The organism is Dorea sp. D27 (assembly GCF_001185345.1).
In the GTDB taxonomy this organism is placed as follows: Bacteria; Bacillota; Clostridia; order Lachnospirales; family Lachnospiraceae; genus Extibacter.
The window spans coordinates 695979-713379 of the sequence record NZ_KQ236743.1 but is presented as its reverse complement, the minus strand read 5'-3'; the positions used below and the strand labels follow the sequence as shown (position 1 = coordinate 713379).

General features: G+C 48.6%; 18 protein-coding genes, 1 tRNA gene and 1 pseudogene. 6 read left to right on the top strand and 14 right to left on the bottom strand.

The annotated features are described in order from the left end of the window. Positions 1 to 3: 3 nt before the first annotated feature. The 3 genes and pseudogenes from HMPREF0980_RS19370 to HMPREF0980_RS03330 form a co-directional block, all read right to left on the bottom strand. Positions 4 to 1380, bottom strand: a pseudogene (locus HMPREF0980_RS19370) (ABC transporter substrate-binding protein). Positions 1381 to 1592: 212 nt separating this feature from the next. After that, on the bottom strand, positions 1593 to 2318 hold the full coding sequence (locus tag HMPREF0980_RS03335; protein WP_049727705.1) for a YdcF family protein: 726 nt from the start codon (positions 2316 to 2318) through the stop codon (positions 1593 to 1595). Then, positions 2303 to 2809 carry an SEC-C metal-binding domain-containing protein gene (locus HMPREF0980_RS03330; RefSeq protein ID WP_049727704.1) on the bottom strand — a complete coding sequence of 169 codons (507 nt, stop codon included), beginning with the start codon at positions 2807 to 2809 and terminating at the stop codon, positions 2303 to 2305. The genes HMPREF0980_RS03335 and HMPREF0980_RS03330 overlap by 16 nt, the downstream gene beginning before the upstream one ends. A 90-nt stretch (positions 2810 to 2899) precedes the next feature. Between HMPREF0980_RS03330 and HMPREF0980_RS03325 the strand changes: the two genes are divergently transcribed. Next, positions 2900 to 3121 (top strand): hypothetical protein, encoded by a 222-nt coding sequence (locus tag HMPREF0980_RS03325; RefSeq protein ID WP_049727703.1) that lies wholly within the window; start codon positions 2900 to 2902, stop codon positions 3119 to 3121. 2 nt (positions 3122 to 3123) lie between these two features. Here the strand turns inward: HMPREF0980_RS03325 and HMPREF0980_RS19085 are convergent, their stop codons facing one another. The 3 genes from HMPREF0980_RS19085 to HMPREF0980_RS03315 form a co-directional block, all read right to left on the bottom strand. Continuing rightward, positions 3124 to 3279, bottom strand: coding sequence for a hypothetical protein (locus HMPREF0980_RS19085; RefSeq protein WP_198146154.1), 156 nt, complete (start codon positions 3277 to 3279; stop codon positions 3124 to 3126). Between the two features lie 276 nt (positions 3280 to 3555). Then, on the bottom strand, positions 3556 to 4830 hold the full coding sequence (locus HMPREF0980_RS03320) for an adenylosuccinate synthase (protein WP_049727702.1): 1275 nt from the start codon (positions 4828 to 4830) through the stop codon (positions 3556 to 3558). An 86-nt stretch (positions 4831 to 4916) separates the two neighbouring features. After that, positions 4917 to 5345: a hypothetical protein gene (locus HMPREF0980_RS03315; RefSeq protein WP_049727701.1), complete on the bottom strand. Its 429-nt coding sequence runs from the start codon at positions 5343 to 5345 to the stop codon at positions 4917 to 4919. A 108-nt stretch (positions 5346 to 5453) separates the two neighbouring features. Here HMPREF0980_RS03315 and HMPREF0980_RS03310 point away from each other — a divergent pair, with 108 nt between their 5' ends. Next, complete coding sequence (locus HMPREF0980_RS03310) at positions 5454 to 6557, top strand: serine/threonine-protein kinase (RefSeq protein WP_049727700.1); 1104 nt, start codon at positions 5454 to 5456, stop codon at positions 6555 to 6557. A gap of 75 nt (positions 6558 to 6632) precedes the next feature. Here the strand turns inward: HMPREF0980_RS03310 and HMPREF0980_RS03305 are convergent, their stop codons facing one another. Next, on the bottom strand, positions 6633 to 6959 hold the full coding sequence (locus HMPREF0980_RS03305; protein WP_049727699.1) for a helix-turn-helix domain-containing protein: 327 nt from the start codon (positions 6957 to 6959) through the stop codon (positions 6633 to 6635). A gap of 185 nt (positions 6960 to 7144) precedes the next feature. Between HMPREF0980_RS03305 and HMPREF0980_RS03300 the strand changes: the two genes are divergently transcribed. Both HMPREF0980_RS03300 and HMPREF0980_RS03295 read left to right on the top strand, forming a co-directional pair. Next, positions 7145 to 7543, top strand: coding sequence for a hypothetical protein (locus tag HMPREF0980_RS03300; protein ID WP_049727698.1), 399 nt, complete (start codon positions 7145 to 7147; stop codon positions 7541 to 7543). A 15-nt stretch (positions 7544 to 7558) separates the two neighbouring features. After that, a complete protein-coding gene (locus tag HMPREF0980_RS03295; RefSeq protein WP_049727697.1) occupies positions 7559 to 8107 on the top strand; it encodes a hypothetical protein in 549 nt (182 codons plus the stop codon). A 52-nt stretch (positions 8108 to 8159) separates the two neighbouring features. Here the strand turns inward: HMPREF0980_RS03295 and cls are convergent, their stop codons facing one another. Next, positions 8160 to 9719, bottom strand: coding sequence for a cardiolipin synthase (gene cls / locus HMPREF0980_RS03290; RefSeq protein WP_049727696.1), 1560 nt, complete (start codon positions 9717 to 9719; stop codon positions 8160 to 8162). Positions 9720 to 9902: 183 nt separating this feature from the next. On the opposite strand from cls, the gene HMPREF0980_RS03285 reads away from it, so the two are divergent. Continuing rightward, positions 9903 to 10145 carry a hypothetical protein gene (locus tag HMPREF0980_RS03285; RefSeq protein ID WP_049727695.1) on the top strand — a complete coding sequence of 81 codons (243 nt, stop codon included), beginning with the start codon at positions 9903 to 9905 and terminating at the stop codon, positions 10143 to 10145. Between the two features lie 87 nt (positions 10146 to 10232). Here the strand turns inward: HMPREF0980_RS03285 and HMPREF0980_RS03280 are convergent, their stop codons facing one another. From HMPREF0980_RS03280 to HMPREF0980_RS03265, 4 genes are all read right to left on the bottom strand, one after another. Beyond that, positions 10233 to 11606, bottom strand: coding sequence for an MATE family efflux transporter (locus HMPREF0980_RS03280; RefSeq protein WP_049727694.1), 1374 nt, complete (start codon positions 11604 to 11606; stop codon positions 10233 to 10235). A gap of 84 nt (positions 11607 to 11690) precedes the next feature. Next, positions 11691 to 13085: a MocR-like pyridoxine biosynthesis transcription factor PdxR gene (gene pdxR, locus HMPREF0980_RS03275; RefSeq protein WP_049727693.1), complete on the bottom strand. Its 1395-nt coding sequence runs from the start codon at positions 13083 to 13085 to the stop codon at positions 11691 to 11693. A 6-nt stretch (positions 13086 to 13091) separates the two neighbouring features. Beyond that, the gene (locus tag HMPREF0980_RS03270; protein WP_049727692.1) at positions 13092 to 14759 is read right to left on the bottom strand and encodes a glutamine--tRNA ligase/YqeY domain fusion protein; all 1668 of its coding nucleotides are present in this window, start codon (positions 14757 to 14759) and stop codon (positions 13092 to 13094) included. A gap of 76 nt (positions 14760 to 14835) precedes the next feature. Next, the gene (locus tag HMPREF0980_RS03265; RefSeq protein WP_049727691.1) at positions 14836 to 16179 is read right to left on the bottom strand and encodes an MATE family efflux transporter; all 1344 of its coding nucleotides are present in this window, start codon (positions 16177 to 16179) and stop codon (positions 14836 to 14838) included. Between the two features lie 224 nt (positions 16180 to 16403). Here HMPREF0980_RS03265 and HMPREF0980_RS19365 point away from each other — a divergent pair, with 224 nt between their 5' ends. Beyond that, positions 16404 to 16499, top strand: a complete 96-nt coding sequence (locus HMPREF0980_RS19365; RefSeq protein WP_242847324.1) for a putative holin-like toxin — start codon at positions 16404 to 16406, stop codon at positions 16497 to 16499. 142 nt (positions 16500 to 16641) lie between these two features. Here HMPREF0980_RS19365 and HMPREF0980_RS03260 read toward each other — a convergent pair. Further along, a tRNA-Thr gene (locus HMPREF0980_RS03260) sits at positions 16642 to 16714 on the bottom strand. Between the two features lie 72 nt (positions 16715 to 16786). Continuing rightward, entirely contained in the window at positions 16787 to 17398 is a 612-nt protein-coding gene (locus tag HMPREF0980_RS03255) for a sigma-70 family RNA polymerase sigma factor (protein ID WP_049727690.1), read from the bottom strand. Positions 17399 to 17401 lie beyond the last annotated feature (3 nt).

Genomic DNA, 17401 nt, shown 5'->3' with positions numbered 1-17401 from the left:
TTCCTAACTTTGAACAGCTTCCTTCAACTGCGTACTCAGTTCATTATACCATGTTTCAAAGTTCTCCTCCGTCACCAGCCCCGAGACAGCCTCTTCGAGCGACGCTCCGGCCTCCATCTGCTTTTTTACCGTCTCTCTGTCAGCCGCGGCCTTCTGCTGCAGGGAATCTTCCACAATATAACGGCAGTTGTCGCTGCCTTCAAACGGAGTCATCGTATACAGATCATATGTATTACATTCCTCAAATGCTACCTCTATCGTATCCCGGACGATATCGTTCCATTCTATGCCGTTTTCTTTCACAACGTTTTCCAGCGATTCCATATCGTTGGCGCTTTTCTTGACCGGCAGATAAGAAGAGGCCATGCTGAATCTGCTGTTGGCGTCTACATCCGTAAACCATTTCAGGAAGGCAGCGGCTGCGTCTTCTTTTACTTTATCTGATTTCACAACCGCCATGCCCGCTCCCTGCTGCGTTACTACAGGATCTGTCCCCTCAAAGTTCGGCACCGGCATGACCATCGTCTCAATCGGATACGGATCATTGTCGCCTACAGTCACTTCCTGGGCATAATAGGAACCGCCGGAAGAGGAGCCGATAGCGACGATGAGGTCTCCTGTCTTCATGTCATCGGAACGGAACCTTCCAATACTCGTAAAATATCCTTTGATATACGGGACATAATAGTTGTCCCACAGCTTTTTCATAACATCCCGGTCCATATGTATGCCAGCTTATCCGTCTTTCACCTCAAACATGTCTTTCCCGAGCTGGTGCGCGCCTGCAAGTATATAATTAGCAAATGCGTCACGACCAAAAAGCGCCTTCCCGCCGGACCATTCGTAATATGCTTCTGCAGTGTCGGCCACGCCTTCCCATGTAGCAAGCTGCCTTAAGTCGGCGCCGGTCTCCAGCGCGAATTTATCCCAGTCTGTTTTATTTATCGTCATCACTTCCGTCGATTTTGCTATCGGAAACACGACGAGCGCCTTATCCTCTCCTATTCTGCCTTCCTCGACATACTCCTCTACATATTCGTCCAGCTCATCCTTCGTAAAGTAGTTGTCCAGATCAACCAGCAGTCCTTCTTTTTCAAATTCCATCGCATTAGAGCCATAACAGCTGAAGATATCCGGGAGGTCTCTGTCCTCTTCGTCTTTTTCCAGTTCATTGTTCAGATTCTGGAACAGTTCGCTCATATCACCGCTGCTGCCTGCCTTGACAAATATCCCTTTTTCATCTCCGACCGTATTGTTGAACTCTTCTATCAGTTCATCGAGCGCGATTTTGGCAGCACCGTTATAATAAGTCTCTATCTCTATTACAGTAGGATTGTCCGAATCCGCGCCCTTGTCTTTCTTCCCGGCACAACCTGCCATCATGCACGTCAACAGAGCAATAATACATGCACATACAATTCTTTTTTTCATACCTGGCCTCCCTGTCCATACTTATTTAGTAAAGGAAAATAGAAAAAAATAGCAATATGCTATACCTTATAATATAGCATATTACTATTCTTAAATCAAAAGTTTATGTAGAAATGAACTGTTAATGTCCAATTAATACTTTTAACGGCTCTGTATTCCTGCTAAGGCAGCCATAATCTGCACACTGCAAAAAACTCTCTGACCATATAGTTCATGAAAAGCAGCGGGCTGCACCCGGCCGGGATACGGCGCACATTTTTGTACCCAATCCTGCGTGCATACCGGCAGGCACGGTACATGTGAAAATTATTTGATACGATTCCTACCCTTACAGTCTTATCCGGCAGGTACCGCGCCGAAAACAACAGGTTCTCCTCTGTCGATTTCGATTTGTCTTCAAGAAGTATCCTGCTGCTCTCTATGCCGCGCCCAATCAGATATGCCGCCATCGCCTCAGCTTCTGGGATATGCTCGCCCGGCCCCTGTCCTCCTGACACTATCACCTTTGTTTCTGGATTTTCAGACAGGTAAGCGGCAGAGCGCTTGAGCCTTCTCCTCAGGGAATCCGTAATCTTCTTTCCTTTAACCTGAGCGCCAAGGACAATGAGATACGGTATGCCCTTCTCTTCTGTAGAAACCATTCCACCGGTTATGCGCAGTTCTACGGCAGCAAATACTGCCGCAGGAATCCAGAGCAGTCTCCACAGCGGACTTCCCGCCATGTCAGGATACGTATGGAACAGCCCCCACAACGCGGAGCACAGAACTCCGGCCACCAGCCAGAATCTTGCAAAAGTAGAATCCCATCTCCTCAGACGTATGCTTACTGCTCCATAGTATAAGAGGCAGATGGCACCTGCCGTGGGCAGTGCTATCTGCCACAGCATTTCTTATACTTCTTGCCGGAACCGCACGGGCACGGGTCATTACGCCCCGGTTCCTTTTCTTTTCTGATCGTGCCGGACTGTTTCTGTTCCTTATATAGAGCCTTGAGCTCTTCTTCCGTAAATATATTCAACCACTGCGGCAGCTCATACAACCAGTCGGCTTTGGCAGCGACCATATTCTTATACAGCGTTTCTTTATCAAAGGCAAGGCTGACCACCGTGTCCTCTTCCATCGTTTCGATTGGATTCGGCTCCTTCAGGCTGTCGTTGATTCCATCGAGGAAACCGGCCATCGTGAATACTTCCTGGCCATACTTTTCGGCAAGCTCCTTTACCGTTCCTTTCACTTCTTCATCCGGCTGTTCCAGAAGCTGTTCATATATCTCCTTCTCAATCTGGAAATATGAGGCCCAGAACTTCTGCAGCTCTCCTCTGTCTGCCTGTTCATTGTAGGCTGTATCTCTCCACTGTTCTAATAACGTACGACTCATATTACATACTCCTTCTGTATTCATTTGCAATTTTATCTTGCTCTTTATATAATATACTAAAGACTCGATTAGATGTAAAGGATGATTCTGATGAAAAAGATAAAACGTATCATAGCTCTGACCGGCGCGGTTCTGCTTGCCGGCATGTATATCAGCACACTTGTTTTCGCCCTTCTGGACCGCTCGGAAACTATGGGTCTTCTGAAGGCTTCCATCGTGTGCACAATCATACTTCCCGTACTTTTATATGCCTACACCCTCGTATATAAGATTACGAAAGGTGATGAAAGCGGGAAAGACGATTCTGCTTAATATCACACATAAAGCTCCGCCAGCATCCACGCAGAGCGTTTCTTTTCTGCGCCCTTTCCCTGCCTCTTCTGTTCTTTTTCCCTGATTTTTTGTCTCTTAGTAAGGTATTCTTCCATTGATATCACTTCTGGGTAATTCGACTCATTTCTCTGCTGCATAGTAGATACCTCCATTTCCATTATTCATACTCGTCAGCCGCGAAGCCCCGACTCCCGGCTTTATTATTATATTGTAGCGCCCCTCGTAATATGCCTGTTTTATAAGCACAAAACCATTATAATAATAAAATGTGTCTACACTGTGGCACGTTTCTTAAAATTTGCTGAAGCAAATTTGGGACGTGATCTTTTTGAAAAAGATCACGTCCCAAATTGCATTTTGTGGTGTACCCAAATGACAAGAAGCGGATGCCCGAGGGCATCCGTCTCATGTTATTACTTATATATGATATCCTCTCTGCCCGGTCCGTTGGAGACCATCGTTATCGGATAACCAATTTGTTCTTCTATAAATTCTATATACCTGCGGCAGTTTTCCGGCAGCTTGTCATATTCTTTTATTCCTCGTATATCGCATTTCCACCCGGGCAGCGTCTCAAGCACAGGCTTTGCTTTCTCAAGCAGGTGGGTCGTCGGAAAGTCTGTCGTCACTTTCCCGTTGATGTCATAACCAACGCACACTGGTATTTCGTCCAGATAGCCAAGCACATCCAACACGGTGAATGCGACATCTGTCGTTCCCTGCATCCTGCACCCGTATTTGGATGCTACACAGTCAAACCATCCCATCCGTCTCGGCCTTCCTGTCGTGGCACCGAACTCCCCGCCGTCTCCGCCGCGGCGTCTGAGCTCGTCCGCCTCTTCGCCAAATATCTCGCTGACGAATGCGCCTGCCCCTACCGCGCTTGAATATGCCTTGCATACTGTGATGACTTTCTTGATCTCGTATGGCGGGATGCCTGCGCCGATGGCCCCGTAGGCGGCAAGCGTTGACGATGACGTCACCATAGGATAGATTCCGTGATCCGGATCCTTCAGAGAGCCAAGCTGCCCCTCCAGCAATATCTCCCTGTCTTCCCTGATTGCATGGTCAAGAAAGAGCGACACGTCACAGACATAAGGTTCTACCATCTTCTTATAATCTTGTAATTCATCATATAATTCATCAGGATTAATTGCCGGCTTATGATAGAGATGCTTAAGCAGCACGTTCTTCAGCTCCGCGATACGCACTACCTTCTCTTTCAGCAGTTCATCATCAAACAGCTCGCTCACTTGGAAGCCTACCTTGGCATATTTGTCAGAGTAGAAAGGGGCGATTCCGGACTTCGTCGATCCGAATGATTTGCCACCAAGCCGCTCTTCTTCATATGCATCGAAGTCCTTGTGGTAAGACATGACAATCTGCGCCCGGTCGGATACGAGAATCTTCGGCGCAGGAACACCCTGATCTATGACAGACTGTATCTCCTTGAACAGGACCGGTATATCAAGAGCGACGCCATTGCCGATTACGCTCGTCGTATGATGGTAAAATACTCCTGACGGCAATGTATGAAGCGCAAATTTCCCGTAATTGTTTATAATCGTATGCCCTGCATTGGCCCCGCCCTGGAACCTCACTATGATGTCTGCCTTCTCGGCGAGCATGTCGGTAATCTTGCCTTTTCCTTCGTCTCCCCAGTTAGCACCCACTACTGCTTTAACCATTTCAATTCCTCCTGTGTTATGAACATAACTTTGCCTATAGCATTATACTATATTTTATCTGCCGTGTAAAATGCTATTTTCCAAATCTACTCTATGATGTTTTCCCCCATCTCGTACAGCAGTTCGTTCATCTCACCGACGGAAATCTGCTTGTCAAGACCGAACAGTATGATACTGTCCCTCTTGTTTTTCACATATAGTACAGGATATTCCGATATCTTAAGCATCTTCTGCATCTCCTCGATAGAAAGCCCCATCCCGATTCCAAGCGCCAGCAGTTTATCCCTGGTCGGCTTGCGGGTTCCCGAAAAAATCTGGTACGCATAGTTTCGGTCAAGCTGTGAACCGCGGATAACATCTGCCTTCTTCCTGCCCTTTTGAACAATCATCTGCTCCAGATAGGCAGACAGGTCGCCTGTTATAAATTCCGGCGTTTCTTTCAGATATTCGTCAAAGCTTCGCTTCTTCTTTAACAGCTCTAATAATTCTTCTGTCGATGTATTCTTCTCCACCATCTTATCCTCCCATCATAAGGAACACTCGTGCGAATTCAACTACTATTGTTCATTGAGATATGATAAAATGAATATCAGGAAAAATCAAGGACAAAGGATACGAATCTCATGGAAAACTTAAAAAACAGCTATCTGGATTACAATTATACCGTACTCGCCCCTCTCCAGGATAAAAATCCCTGCACCACCTATCTTGTAAAAAACGCTTCCAGCGGAACACTAGCCGTCAAAAAGCAGGTGTCAGGCGCACAGTTTCCGGTCTACCAGAAGATGACCATACTGGGTCATCCGAATCTCGCCCAGGTTCTTGACCTCTATACCGTAGAAGGAAATTATTACGTCATTGAGGAATACGTAAGCGGTGAGACGCTGGCACAGAAGCTGGAGCGTGCAGAATATATGCAGGAACAGCAGATACTCAGCTATATGGCACAGCTGTGCAGCGTACTGTCCTATCTGCATTCCCATAAAATCATCCACAGGGACATCACGCCCGGCAATATCCTTATCTCCACGGACGCCGTCCTCAAGCTCATAGATTTTGACATATCAAGGACGAAGAAGGAAGACCGTAATCAGGACACGACGATACTGGGGACCGCGGGTTTTGCAGCTCCGGAACAGTTCGGTTTCGGGCAGACAGACGAGCGCACGGACATCTACGCGGCTGGCGTGCTGCTGAACGTGCTGCTGACAGGAGCCCTTCCTGCACAGAAACTGCCGCAGGAACTCTTCTACCGGCGTATCGTGGAACGATGTACCGCTATCGATCCGGACGCCCGGTACCAGACCGCCAGGGCACTGGCCGATGTACTTGACAGGCGGACCCCGCCGAGCGAAGTGCCGTTTCTGGCTAAAGATGCCGTACCGGACGCCGGTTGGATTCGTTTCTTTCCAGGCTTCCGGACAAGGAAGCCGTGGAAAATGGTCGTAGGCGCTTTCGGTTATATGCTCCTGATCTACATAGGATACCGCACTGCGACCGCCCCCTTAAGCGGCAGCAACACGAGATTTGACATGTGGCTGTATTCCATCTGGTTTTTGTACGTGCCATGGGCAATCGTAACAGACTGGGGCTATTATACGAAATACTTCCCGATGTTCCGCAACATGTCCGGCGCAAAGTTGACAGCCGTGAAAGCAGGCCTTTTATTCCTGTCTTTCTCTGCATGTATTTTCTTTTTAATACTGCAGCTCTTATTTTTTCCATAAAAAGAACCGTGTATGCTCTGTGCATACCAATATATAAAAGAACTTCTGTATAGTAATGACAGAAGTTCTTTTTGGTTATTCATCCATATAATTTAATAACAGCTTTGTCAGATTCACCACCATCTCTTTTTCCTTAGGCGTCGCGTCTGACAAAAGGTTCGTCCAGATATCCCGGTAGGATAACGGTTCCTGGCTTATGGATTCCTGAAGAAGATAATCGACAGTAACCCCAAGACAATTCGTGATATTTATAAGGCTGTCCAGCGTCAGTTTCCGCTCGCCTCTCTCAATCTGTCCGATATACGAGGTGGAGAGGTTCACTTCTTCCGCCAGCCGTTCTTGGGTCATATTCAGTTTTAAACGTTCTTCTTTTATTCTTCTTCCAAGTGCTACGTAATCCATCTGACAATCCTCACATCCTATTACTGCAATTTTACATCGAATATTTTACAGTTGTAATATGCCACCCGCATTATATCAATACGCTATTAGCATTATTACAACTGATAAAATATATACTTGTTGGACCGAAAAAGTCCAACAAGACACACAAACTAAATATGAAACTAGAAAGAGGAGGGGAGATAGTGAATCCGGACAAAAAAAAGAAGCAGCAAAAAGGGGCCCTCGCCACCGGACGGCTGGTCACAGGCATCATTTCCATCGTGCTCTTTGCACTGATATCGTTTCAGTCCTGTGCCGCGGGGCTGAGCAATACTCTGGAACAAAATAATGCGACAAGCGGTACCGCTGGACTGCTGCTGGCATTCGTTTATCTGATTGCCGGCATCATCGGCACTGCCACGAGAAACTCTGCCAGTGCCGGGGGGCCTGCAGCCTGCTGCGTGTTCTACTTTATCGGCGCGGCCCTGACGATCGGGACAGGCAGTTCCTTTGGCGACCTGCCCGTCTGGGGCTTTATCGCCTGCGCATTTGGCATCGTATATGTAGCTGCCGCAGTAAAGACAAAAAAAAATAATACTTAAAGAGAGGTACTTGATATGAAAAAGAAACTATTAGCTTCACTGCTCATCCTGGCAATGTGTCTCGGGCTGTCCGCATGCGGAAGTTCTTCTTCCGGCTCAGAGGATGCCAAGTCAGACAAAAAAGAAGAGGATTCTTCAAAAGACAAAGAAAAAGATAAGCCTGAAGAATATGGCGTCGGCGATACGTGGACGGTAGACGGCAAGTTCAGCTTCACCTTTACATCCGCAGCTTTGACGGACGACAGAAACCAGTTTGAAGAATCCACGCCGGCCCAGGTCGTGCTGCTGACATATGACTATGAAAACACCGGCTTTGAAGGATTCATGGACTTATACTTCAGCGATAACGACTTTACCGTCATAGACGAGGGCGGCGAGGTAGCGTCCACCTATCCTCTTTCCATCACCAACTATCCGCAGGAAACGCCTGTCGGCGCCAAATGTACAGGCGTGCAGGCGGCATACGGGCTCAAAACAGAGAGCTCGTCCATCACGATAACGGTGACCCAGACAGACAGTAAGCTGAAAGAAGAGAAAGCGACCTTTAAGCTTGCCCTCCAATAAGACAAAGGTCCGGAGCATGTGCTCCGGACCTTGTCTTTTGGCTTATTATTCGCTACATGAGCGGTGCAAACAGCCTCAGCACCTGTCCCATGATCTTAGTCAGCATCGTCCTTTTCTTCACTTCCATCAGCGTCACCTTGTGGCATTTCACAAGCGTCCTCTGGAAATCCCGTTCCATCTTGTCCACTTCTGAATTGTTATAGATGAATACGCCGCATTCAAAATGAAGATACAAGCTTCTGTAGTCCAGATTTATCGTACCGACGGTGGCGGTGTCGTCATCCGACACGAATATCTTGGCATGTACAAATCCCGGCGTATACTCATAGATCTGCACGCCGCCCTCGATAAGCTCTTTATAATAAGTCTTTGCGACGGCAAACGCATACCACTTGTCGGGTATATGCGGCATGATGATGACGACCTCGATTCCGCTTTTTGCGGCACGGGTGAGGGTCGTGATCATCTCATTGTCAAGGATGAGGTAGGGGGTCATGATATGCACATACTTCTTGGCATGGTTCAATATGTGAAAATAAACCTCTTCCCCTACATTTTCATCATCAAACGGACTGTCCCCGTAAGGGATGACATAACCGAGCTCCCTGCGCAGCCCTGGCTTCTTCTCCGTCAGATACTTGCTGTAGCCTTCCGCGCGCCGCTCGTCCACATTCCACATCTGCAGGAACATCATCGTAAGGCTCTGCACCGCGTCACCTTTCAGCATGACCGCTGTGTCCTTCCAGTGGCCGAACCGTACCTTTTCATTGATATACTCATCCGCCAGGTTCACTCCTCCGGTAAATCCCACCATACCATCGATGACGCAGATTTTTCTGTGGTCACGGTTATTCTGTACGGTAGATAGAAACGGCTTTACCGGGCTCACCATCTTACATTTGATGCCATACCTGCGTATCTCTTCAGGATAATTGTAAGGGAGCATCGAGATGGCGCACATCCCGTCATACATGAACCGGACTTCGACCCCCTCTCTTGCCTTTTCCTTCAGTATATCAAGAATCGTATTCCACATGTGCCCTTCTTCCACGATAAAATACTCCAGGAATATGAACTTCCTCGCTTTCTTAAGCTCAGCGGCCATCGCGCGGAACTTATCCTCCCCGAGTGGAAAATACTTCACTTCCGTATTACGGTAGGTAGGAAATCCGAGCTGGTTGGACAGATAATAGGCAAGCTGTGCATTGGCAGACCGGCTCGCCCAGATAGCATCCACGATATCCTGGTCCTGTTCCATATAAGGAGCCGTTTCAAGCCTCAGTCCCGCAAGCCTGTGTTTCATATACCGCGTACCGAACTGCGTCTTAACATACAGGTAGAACAAGGTGCCAATGACAGGGAGCGCCAGCACACAGAGCATCCACGTCATCTTAAACGCCGGATTCCCTACTGAATTGATGATATATATAAGTACGATGACGCCCAATATGGTAAATGCACCGTAAATATAAGCCATATATTCTGTCAGATATATCGTGGTTCCTATAAATACACCTATCTGAAGCAGAAGCAGCAGAAAGATAATGCCCATCCTGCTGAATATAATCCTGAACAGGCCCTTTTTGGCCGTACCCGGTGCTTCATTCTGCATAAGTCCGTTACTTCCTTTCTTATCTTGCTATCTGTACAGTTTAACATACTTTTTTTCTGTCTACAATACAGATAAAGGTACCCTTTTTGCCAAAAAAGAAACCTTTTCCCTTTCCTTTTTCAGCAAAAAGTATTACAATAAGGGATAGTATATGAATGTTAAATTCAGGAAGGAGTTACGATTATGTCTAAATGGGGTAAGAGAATACTGGGATTGGCTGCAATCGGAAGTGCAATCGCCGGGCTTGTCTACTATTTTAAGAAGAAAAATATCTGTGATGAGGAAGACGAGTTTGAAGATGATTTCGAGGACGAAGACTTCGACCTTGACAATGATTTGAAATCAACCGCGGACCGGGAATACGTACCGTTAAATTCAACAGGAAAGAAGGAAGAAGACTCTTCTTCTGACACCGAAGAGAAGTAATATACAGTAATCAATCCCTGCCTGTCCTGCCATCGGGCAGGGCTCAAGGGGAATCGGGCCGCCGGCTGTCTGCCGGCGGCTCTTATTTTACGTTGCGTCTACCCTCTCTCCAAGCAGCTTCCTGCTCTTCCATCTGCCACTTCTGATACGCACAAATGAAAAGATTGCCCCGATGCCCCATCCAATCGGTATCGACCACCAGATTGCGCTTGAACCTATGAAATATGCCAGCAGATATGCGATTATGACACGCATAAACAAGTTTGACATAGAACTGAGCATGAATGCCCCCATATCCCCCGCACCCCTGAGAAGTCCATTCCCGACAAACATGAAGCCCATCAGGACATAGAATACCGATACGGTCTTCATGTACTTCAGTCCGTAATCCATCGCGCTGCCCGCGGACCCTGCATTCAGGAAAAGGCCCAGAAGATGCGGTCCGAACAAGAAGATGACTCCGGTAATCATTGCAGAAAAAATCAGTACCATCAGGAGGCTCGCCTTATATCCTTCCTCTACCCGTTCGTCCTTTCCGGCCCCTATATTCTGAGCCGTGTAGCTCGACATGGCATTAGAGAAATTCATATTCGGCATCATGGCCAGCGTGTCAATCTTCGTAGCCGCCGTGTAGCCCGCGACAAATACTTTGCCATAGGAATTAACCAGTCCCTGCATAAGCATCATGCTCAGTGAGACGATAGACTGCTGGATCATAGACGGCACTCCGATTTTAGCAATTCTCTTCACGGCAGACAGTTCAAACAAGGCAGGCTTCTCCTCCGCGTACCGTTCTTCATTTTCCATTTTGGCCAGCCGTTTCATCAATATGTAAAAAGAAAACACTGCACACATCCCCTGTGCAATGAGCGTCGCCCACGCGACGCCCGCGACGCCCATATGGAACTTGATGACAAACAGAAGATCCAGACCGATATTCGTAAGTGCTGAGACCATGAGGAACTTAAGAGGTGTATTGCTGTCTCCGAGCGCATTATAGATACCGTTTAACGTATTATACAAGAACAGAAACACTGCACCGCCGAAGTATATTCTCAGGTAGACAAGCGAATCTCCCATAATCTCCTCATTTGTACCAAGCAGCCGTAAAAGCGGCAGCGACGTAAACTCTCCCAGTGCCATGATTATCAGACCGATCGCACCAAGGGCAATCAGCGCCGTAAATACCGTCGTCTTCATCTCTTTCATCTGTCCTGCGCCGAACAGCTGGGATATGACAACCGTACATCCCATAGACAGGCCCGCTGCTATCGCCACGGAAAGGAAAACGACCGGGAACGAGGAACCGACTGCTGCCAGTGCATCCTCGCCGACAAACTTTCCTACCACCATAGAGTCTACCATATTATAGAGCTGCTGGAACAGGTTTCCCAGAACCATCGGCATCGCAAAGAAAAACAGCAGCTTCAGTGGCCTGCCGTTCGTCAGATTCTTAACCATTTTCTCTTCCCCCAATCTTTTTTTACATTCCTGTTCTGATAATGCCGACAGCCCCTGGTATTTGTCAAGAAGCGAATTTCCTGTTCATTTCCAGCAGCCGGCCAGGATGCGGACAGCTTCTCTTATCTGTTCTTCCGTCAGGTTCGCGTAGCCAAGCAGTACGGTACGGCTCGTAGCTTTCGGATACCGTATCATATAATCGGAAAGCCCATATACGCGGATGTCCTTCTCTTCCGCCCTCTGAACCAGCTCCTTCTCCTCCAGCCCATTGTGAAATGTCAGAAGCAGATGCACTCCCGCATGTTCTCCTGATATCGTACATATGTCAAGAAGCGGCTTCAGCTCTTCAATCAGGACATCATGACGGCTCTTATACAGCGCCCTCGTCTTATTGAGATGACGTTCATAATATCCCTCTTCGATAAACCGCTGCACAATCAGCTGGTCCACCTTGGAAACGGTCGAATTGACGAACCTGCTCTTCTTGTCATACACGTCAAGAAGCGGCTCCGGCAGTACCATATAGCTCAGACGGATGGCGGGCGCTATCGATTTGGAGAATGTGCCGAGATAGATGACCTTGCCGTCCGCATCATAACCTTGCAGCGCCGGAATCGGCTTCCCCTTATAGCGGAATTCGCTGTCATAGTCATCTTCGATGATGTAGCGTTCTGCTCTTTCCTGTGCCCATCTGAGAAGCTCAAGCCTCCGGCGTATGGGCATCACCGTACCGGTCGGATACTGGTGCGACGGGGTCACGTAAGCCACATCCGCCCCTGTCTGCGCCAGCTCCGGGATGCACATGCCGTTTTTGTCCATCCCCACAGAGACCGTCTCATAGGACAGGCTTCTAAAAAGGCGGTACGCCTGCATATAGGCAGGATCTTCAAACGCGATTCTGTGCCCGGGACCGAGCACCGTGCTCAGCAGCATGAGGATATAATCGTTTCCTGCCCCTACGACCACCTGTTCCGGCGTACAGTTCACCCCGCGCGCCTGGTACAGATAGCTGCATATGGCACAGCGGAAGCCGTATTCTCCCTGGGAGTTGCCGGAACGGAACAGCTCCGTCCTGTCGTCTGTGAGAATCTCTCTTGAAAGCTTTCTCCACACATTGTACGGAAAGCTCTTCAAATCCACCCCGTTCGGCGTAAAGTCATACCGGAACTTCCTCTGCTCCTCCTCTTGCCGCTCTGCCTGCGGCTTTGCCCTCCTGATAGAATACAGCTCTTCAATCTCGGAGACGAAGAATCCTTTGCACGGCCTTGATTCTATATAGCCTTCGGACAAGAGCTGCTCGTACGCCAGCTCTACCGTACTCCTGCTCACTTCGAGATGCCTGGACAGCGACCTGGTGGAAGGCAGCTTCTCCCCGTAAGCGATACGTCCTGTCTGGATGTCATTTTTGATATAGTCATAAATCTGCTCATAGAGCGGTGTTCTGGATTCGCTCTTCAGGCTTATCGTCAGTTCATTCATAATCGTCTACTTCGGCAGCTTAAAGGAGCTCTTAAGGGATACGATTCTGTTAAACACAAGATGCTCCGGCGAGGAATCTCTCGAGTCGATACAGAAGTATCCGTTTCGTACGAACTGGAAGCTGTCACATCCCTTCGCACTGTCAAAGCTCTCTTCCACATAACAGTTCTGAATCACTTCCAGCGAATTTGGATTCAGGTTCAGCGAACCGTCCTCCTTGTTATATACTCCTTTTTCTTCATCCACGAGGTTCTCGTACAGCCGTACTTCCGCCGGCCTGGCGTATGGAGCCGCAACCCAGTGGATCGTTCCTTTCACCTTGCGTCCGGTAAATCCGGTCCCGCATTTCGTCTCCGGGTCATACGTAGCGTGCACGACCGTCACATTGCCGGCTTCATCTGTCTCATAGCTCTGGCAAGTGACAAAATAGGCATGCATGAGCCTTACCTCATTACCGGGAAATAGACGGAAATATTTCTTCGGAGGTTCGACCATAAAGTCATTCCGTTCAATATACAGTTCCCGGCAGAACGGCACCTTGCGCGTCCCAAGCTCAGGATTCTCCATATTGTTGTCAACGTCCAGATATTCCACTTCGCCTTCCGGATAATTGTCGATCACAAGCCGGATTGGATCCAGTACGGCCATCATGCGCGGCCTTTTAAGCTTCAGATCTTCACGGATACAGTATTCCAGCATCGCATAGTCGACAGAGCTCTGGCTCTTGGACACGCCGCACATCTCCACAAACATCTTGATAGATTCCGGAGTGAAGCCCCTTCTTCTGAGCGCGGCGATAGAGACGAGCCTCGGGTCGTCCCATCCGTCTACGATGCCATCCTGCACGAGCTTCTTGATATATCGCTTTCCTGTCACCACATTAGTCAGGTAAAGCTTCGCAAATTCTATCTGGCGCGGGGCCGGATCGAATCCGCACTCCTTCACCACCCAGTCGTACAAAGGCCTGTGGTCCTCAAATTCGAGCGTACAGATGGAATGGGTAATCTTCTCTACCGCGTCTTCGATCGGGTGTGCAAAATCATACATCGGGTAGATGCACCATCTATCCCCCGTATTGTGATGTGTCATACGTGCGACGCGGTAGATGACCGGATCCCGCATATTGATGTTCGGGGACGCCATATCAATCTTCGCCCTGAGCACTTTCTCCCCGTCTTTATACTCTCCGTTCTTCATGGCCTCGAACAAGGCGAGGTTCTCCTCCACAGTGCGGTCCCGGTAAGGGCTGTTCTTCCCCGGCTCTGTCAGCGTACCACGGTATTCCCTGATTTCTTCGGCGCTCAGGTCGCACACGAATGCCTTCCCTTTTTTTATCAGCGTGAGCGCGCATTCATACATGACATCGAAGTAATCCGATGCGAAATACAGGTGCTCCTTCCAGTCTGCCCCGAGCCACTTCACATCTTCCTTGATAGACTCTACGAATTCCGTGTCCTCTTTCGTCGGGTTCGTATCATCGAACCTGAGATGGAACGTGCCGTCATATTTCTGGGACAGTCCATAGTTAAGCAGAATAGATTTGGCATGTCCGATATGGAGATACCCATTCGGTTCCGGCGGGAATCTCGTACATACCTCCGAATATACTCCCTCCGCCAGGTCTCTATCTATCTCCTGTTCAATAAAATTCTTGGAAATCATCTCTTCTCCCATTAATAATCCTCCTTATGGATACAGTAGCATTTGTGTTCCTTATCTTATCATAAAACAGCGGGCAGAACAAGGTCGTTCATTCACGTTTTTGGATGGGCATCCAGTTCCCTTTCCATGCATACAGCAGGATGAGGACGGCTCCTACAAGCCAGGACAGCGGATAAGCGGTCATGACCCAGTCGAGCTTGTGTTCGATGGCAAGCGCTCCCCATATCCAGGCGACCCGGAAGATACAGAGGGAGAAGAGGAATACGAGCATCGTCTCCATCGTCTTTCCCGTCCCCCGTATCGTGCCGGACAGTACCTGCAATATTCCCAGGAGCCAGTAGAACGGGCAGAAAAACCGCATGATATATACGCCGTATCCAACTACGTCCGGGTTCTTCGTAAATACGCCTATGACCTGTGGTGCAAAGGTAAGCAGCAGTATCCCTGTCAGAATCGTATAGACGACCCCCATCCCGACCGAGACGAACATCCCCTTCCTCACCCTGTCGTATCGGCCGGCACCTATATTCTGCCCTGCAAATGTGGCAGCCGCCATGCCAAAGCTCAGCACCGGAAGGATATTGAATCCGTCAATCTTAATGTAGGCGGCAAATCCTGCCATCGCCACAGCCCCGAAGCTGTTGACGCTGGACTGGACGATAACGTTGGAAAATGAGATGACGATATTCTGTATGCCGGTCGGAAGTCCGATTCTTATAATCTTGGACAGCAGATTGTCATAGAAGCGGATTTCCCTGATGTTCACATGGTATACTTCCTTGCTCCTGACAAGATATAATATAATGAAGATACAGGACAGAAGCTGGCTGATATCTGTGGCAAGCGCCGCACCTACAATCCCCATCTTAAGTACGATGACGAACAGGATGTCCAGTATGATATTCGATAGCGCGGCTATCATCAGGTATACGAGGGACCGCTTGGAATTGCCGACCGCGTTCAGGATTCCTGCGGACATATTGTAGATGACGGAAAACACGATTCCGCCAAAATACACCTGCAGATAGATGACCGCCTCCCGGAACACTTCCGCCGGTGTCCCCATCGCCCTCAGGATGACGGGAGCCAGCAGGATGCCCGCCACGGTCAATATGACCCCTGCCGCTATCGATATGGCAACGGTCGTGTGTACTGCCTTTTTCAAACCCTTTTCATCTCTTGCCCCGAAGAACTGTGAGATGACTACCCCTGCGCCCGCCGAAGCACCGATGCAGAACCCTATGAGCAGGTTGATGATAGAAGAGCTGGAGCCGACTGCCGCCAGCGCCTCGCTGCCAATATAGTTTCCCACGATGATGGAATCGACCGTATTATACAGCTGCTGGAACAGGTTGCCCAGAATAAGAGGAATAGAGAAGAACAGCATCTCCTTCCATATGACTCCTTCTGTCATAACTGTTGATTTTCTCATTTGCCTTTACCCTCTCTCATAATAACGAAAAAAATACTCCCTGAAAGGGAGTAATCAAGCTGTCCAGGGGACTTGAACACTTTGACAGCTCATTTACAACAAATAACCCACACACATTCATGATTGTATTTTCATCTTTGCTATGATATCATTTATTCACGGAGCAACCGTGTACAACAAGGTGGTAGCCTCCCATACTTTACAGATGAGGGGAGGTGGTGCGTATGAATACATTCGAAGTTCTCAGCCTTTTATTTTTAGGTGGTACTTTTCTCATCGCACTGCTTGCCTGCATAGATAGGAATAACAAGCGAAAATAAAAAAGCCTACCTTTGTACTTGGCGGTATAGGTAGGCTTTTTGCCAACTAGAGGCTAACCACTTTGTGGGCGGTTGCTCCTACTTCTATGATTATTATAGCATAAATTTTTTGAATGTAAAGCTTCTTTACAGCAATTTTGAAAGCTGTCTAGGGGACTTGAACCCCCGGCCTCCGCCTTACCAAGGCGACGCGCTACCGACTGCGCCAAGACAGCATACATGTAATATGCAACGTCAATAATATACAATATCACATGACTGTTTGTCAATATCTTTTAGCTATTTTCTTATTTCGTATCTTCCCTGGCCAGAATCTTCTCTGTCTTATTCTTGATGCGCTGCAGGGCATTATCGACCGTCTTCGGACTTTTGTCGATAAGCTTGGCAATCGTGCGGTAATCCGTCCCCATCAGATGCAGATAGAGCACCCTGCTCTCCAGGTCGCTCAGCTGTTCCTCCAGTTCACTCTCCAAAAGCGTAACATACTCCTTGCTCAAAAACAGCTCCTCCGGATTGCTCTCTCCCCCTGCCTCCATCGTCTCCAGCAGGGAGCCCTTTTCATCCTCCTGGTCGTAAAGCGAGATATAAGAGTTCAGCGGACTGTGCTTTTTCCGGCGGGACGCCTCGATGGCGGAATACATCTGCCGGGTGATGCACAGCCTTGCGAAGCTGAAGAAAGATGCCTCCTGTTCCACGTCGTAATCTTCCACCGCTTTGAACAGGCCGATCATCCCCTCCTGAATCAGGTCGTCGTTTTCGCCCCCCAGAAGGTACATGGCCTTCGCCTCCTTCCGGACGAGATTCTTATACTTGTCCATAATATAATCGACAATCGCCTTTTCTCCGGCCCTCAGGTTCCGGATCAGCTGTTCGTCTGTCATCTTCCCATAATCGGACATAAC

What these genes read in the sequence shown, in the direction of transcription:
- HMPREF0980_RS03335 (WP_049727705.1), bottom strand. Translation starts at nt 2,318, where the DNA reads ATGCTGTGGCAGATAGCACTGCCCACGGCAGGTGCCATCTGCCTCTTA.
- HMPREF0980_RS03330 (WP_049727704.1), bottom strand. Translation starts at nt 2,809, where the DNA reads ATGAGTCGTACGTTATTAGAACAGTGGAGAGATACAGCCTACAATGAA.
- HMPREF0980_RS03325 (WP_049727703.1), top strand. Translation starts at nt 2,900, where the DNA reads ATGAAAAAGATAAAACGTATCATAGCTCTGACCGGCGCGGTTCTGCTT.
- HMPREF0980_RS19085 (WP_198146154.1), bottom strand. Translation starts at nt 3,279, where the DNA reads ATGCAGCAGAGAAATGAGTCGAATTACCCAGAAGTGATATCAATGGAA.
- HMPREF0980_RS03320 (WP_049727702.1), bottom strand. Translation starts at nt 4,830, where the DNA reads ATGGTTAAAGCAGTAGTGGGTGCTAACTGGGGAGACGAAGGAAAAGGC.
- HMPREF0980_RS03315 (WP_049727701.1), bottom strand. Translation starts at nt 5,345, where the DNA reads ATGGTGGAGAAGAATACATCGACAGAAGAATTATTAGAGCTGTTAAAG.
- HMPREF0980_RS03310 (WP_049727700.1), top strand. Translation starts at nt 5,454, where the DNA reads ATGGAAAACTTAAAAAACAGCTATCTGGATTACAATTATACCGTACTC.
- HMPREF0980_RS03305 (WP_049727699.1), bottom strand. Translation starts at nt 6,959, where the DNA reads ATGGATTACGTAGCACTTGGAAGAAGAATAAAAGAAGAACGTTTAAAA.
- HMPREF0980_RS03295 (WP_049727697.1), top strand. Translation starts at nt 7,559, where the DNA reads ATGAAAAAGAAACTATTAGCTTCACTGCTCATCCTGGCAATGTGTCTC.
- cls (WP_049727696.1), bottom strand. Translation starts at nt 9,719, where the DNA reads ATGCAGAATGAAGCACCGGGTACGGCCAAAAAGGGCCTGTTCAGGATT.
- HMPREF0980_RS03285 (WP_049727695.1), top strand. Translation starts at nt 9,903, where the DNA reads ATGTCTAAATGGGGTAAGAGAATACTGGGATTGGCTGCAATCGGAAGT.
- HMPREF0980_RS03280 (WP_049727694.1), bottom strand. Translation starts at nt 11,606, where the DNA reads ATGGTTAAGAATCTGACGAACGGCAGGCCACTGAAGCTGCTGTTTTTC.
- pdxR (WP_049727693.1), bottom strand. Translation starts at nt 13,085, where the DNA reads ATGAATGAACTGACGATAAGCCTGAAGAGCGAATCCAGAACACCGCTC.
- HMPREF0980_RS03270 (WP_049727692.1), bottom strand. Translation starts at nt 14,759, where the DNA reads ATGGGAGAAGAGATGATTTCCAAGAATTTTATTGAACAGGAGATAGAT.
- HMPREF0980_RS03265 (WP_049727691.1), bottom strand. Translation starts at nt 16,179, where the DNA reads ATGAGAAAATCAACAGTTATGACAGAAGGAGTCATATGGAAGGAGATG.
- HMPREF0980_RS19365 (WP_242847324.1), top strand. Translation starts at nt 16,404, where the DNA reads ATGAATACATTCGAAGTTCTCAGCCTTTTATTTTTAGGTGGTACTTTT.
- HMPREF0980_RS03255 (WP_049727690.1), bottom strand. Translation starts at nt 17,398, where the DNA reads ATGTCCGATTATGGGAAGATGACAGACGAACAGCTGATCCGGAACCTG.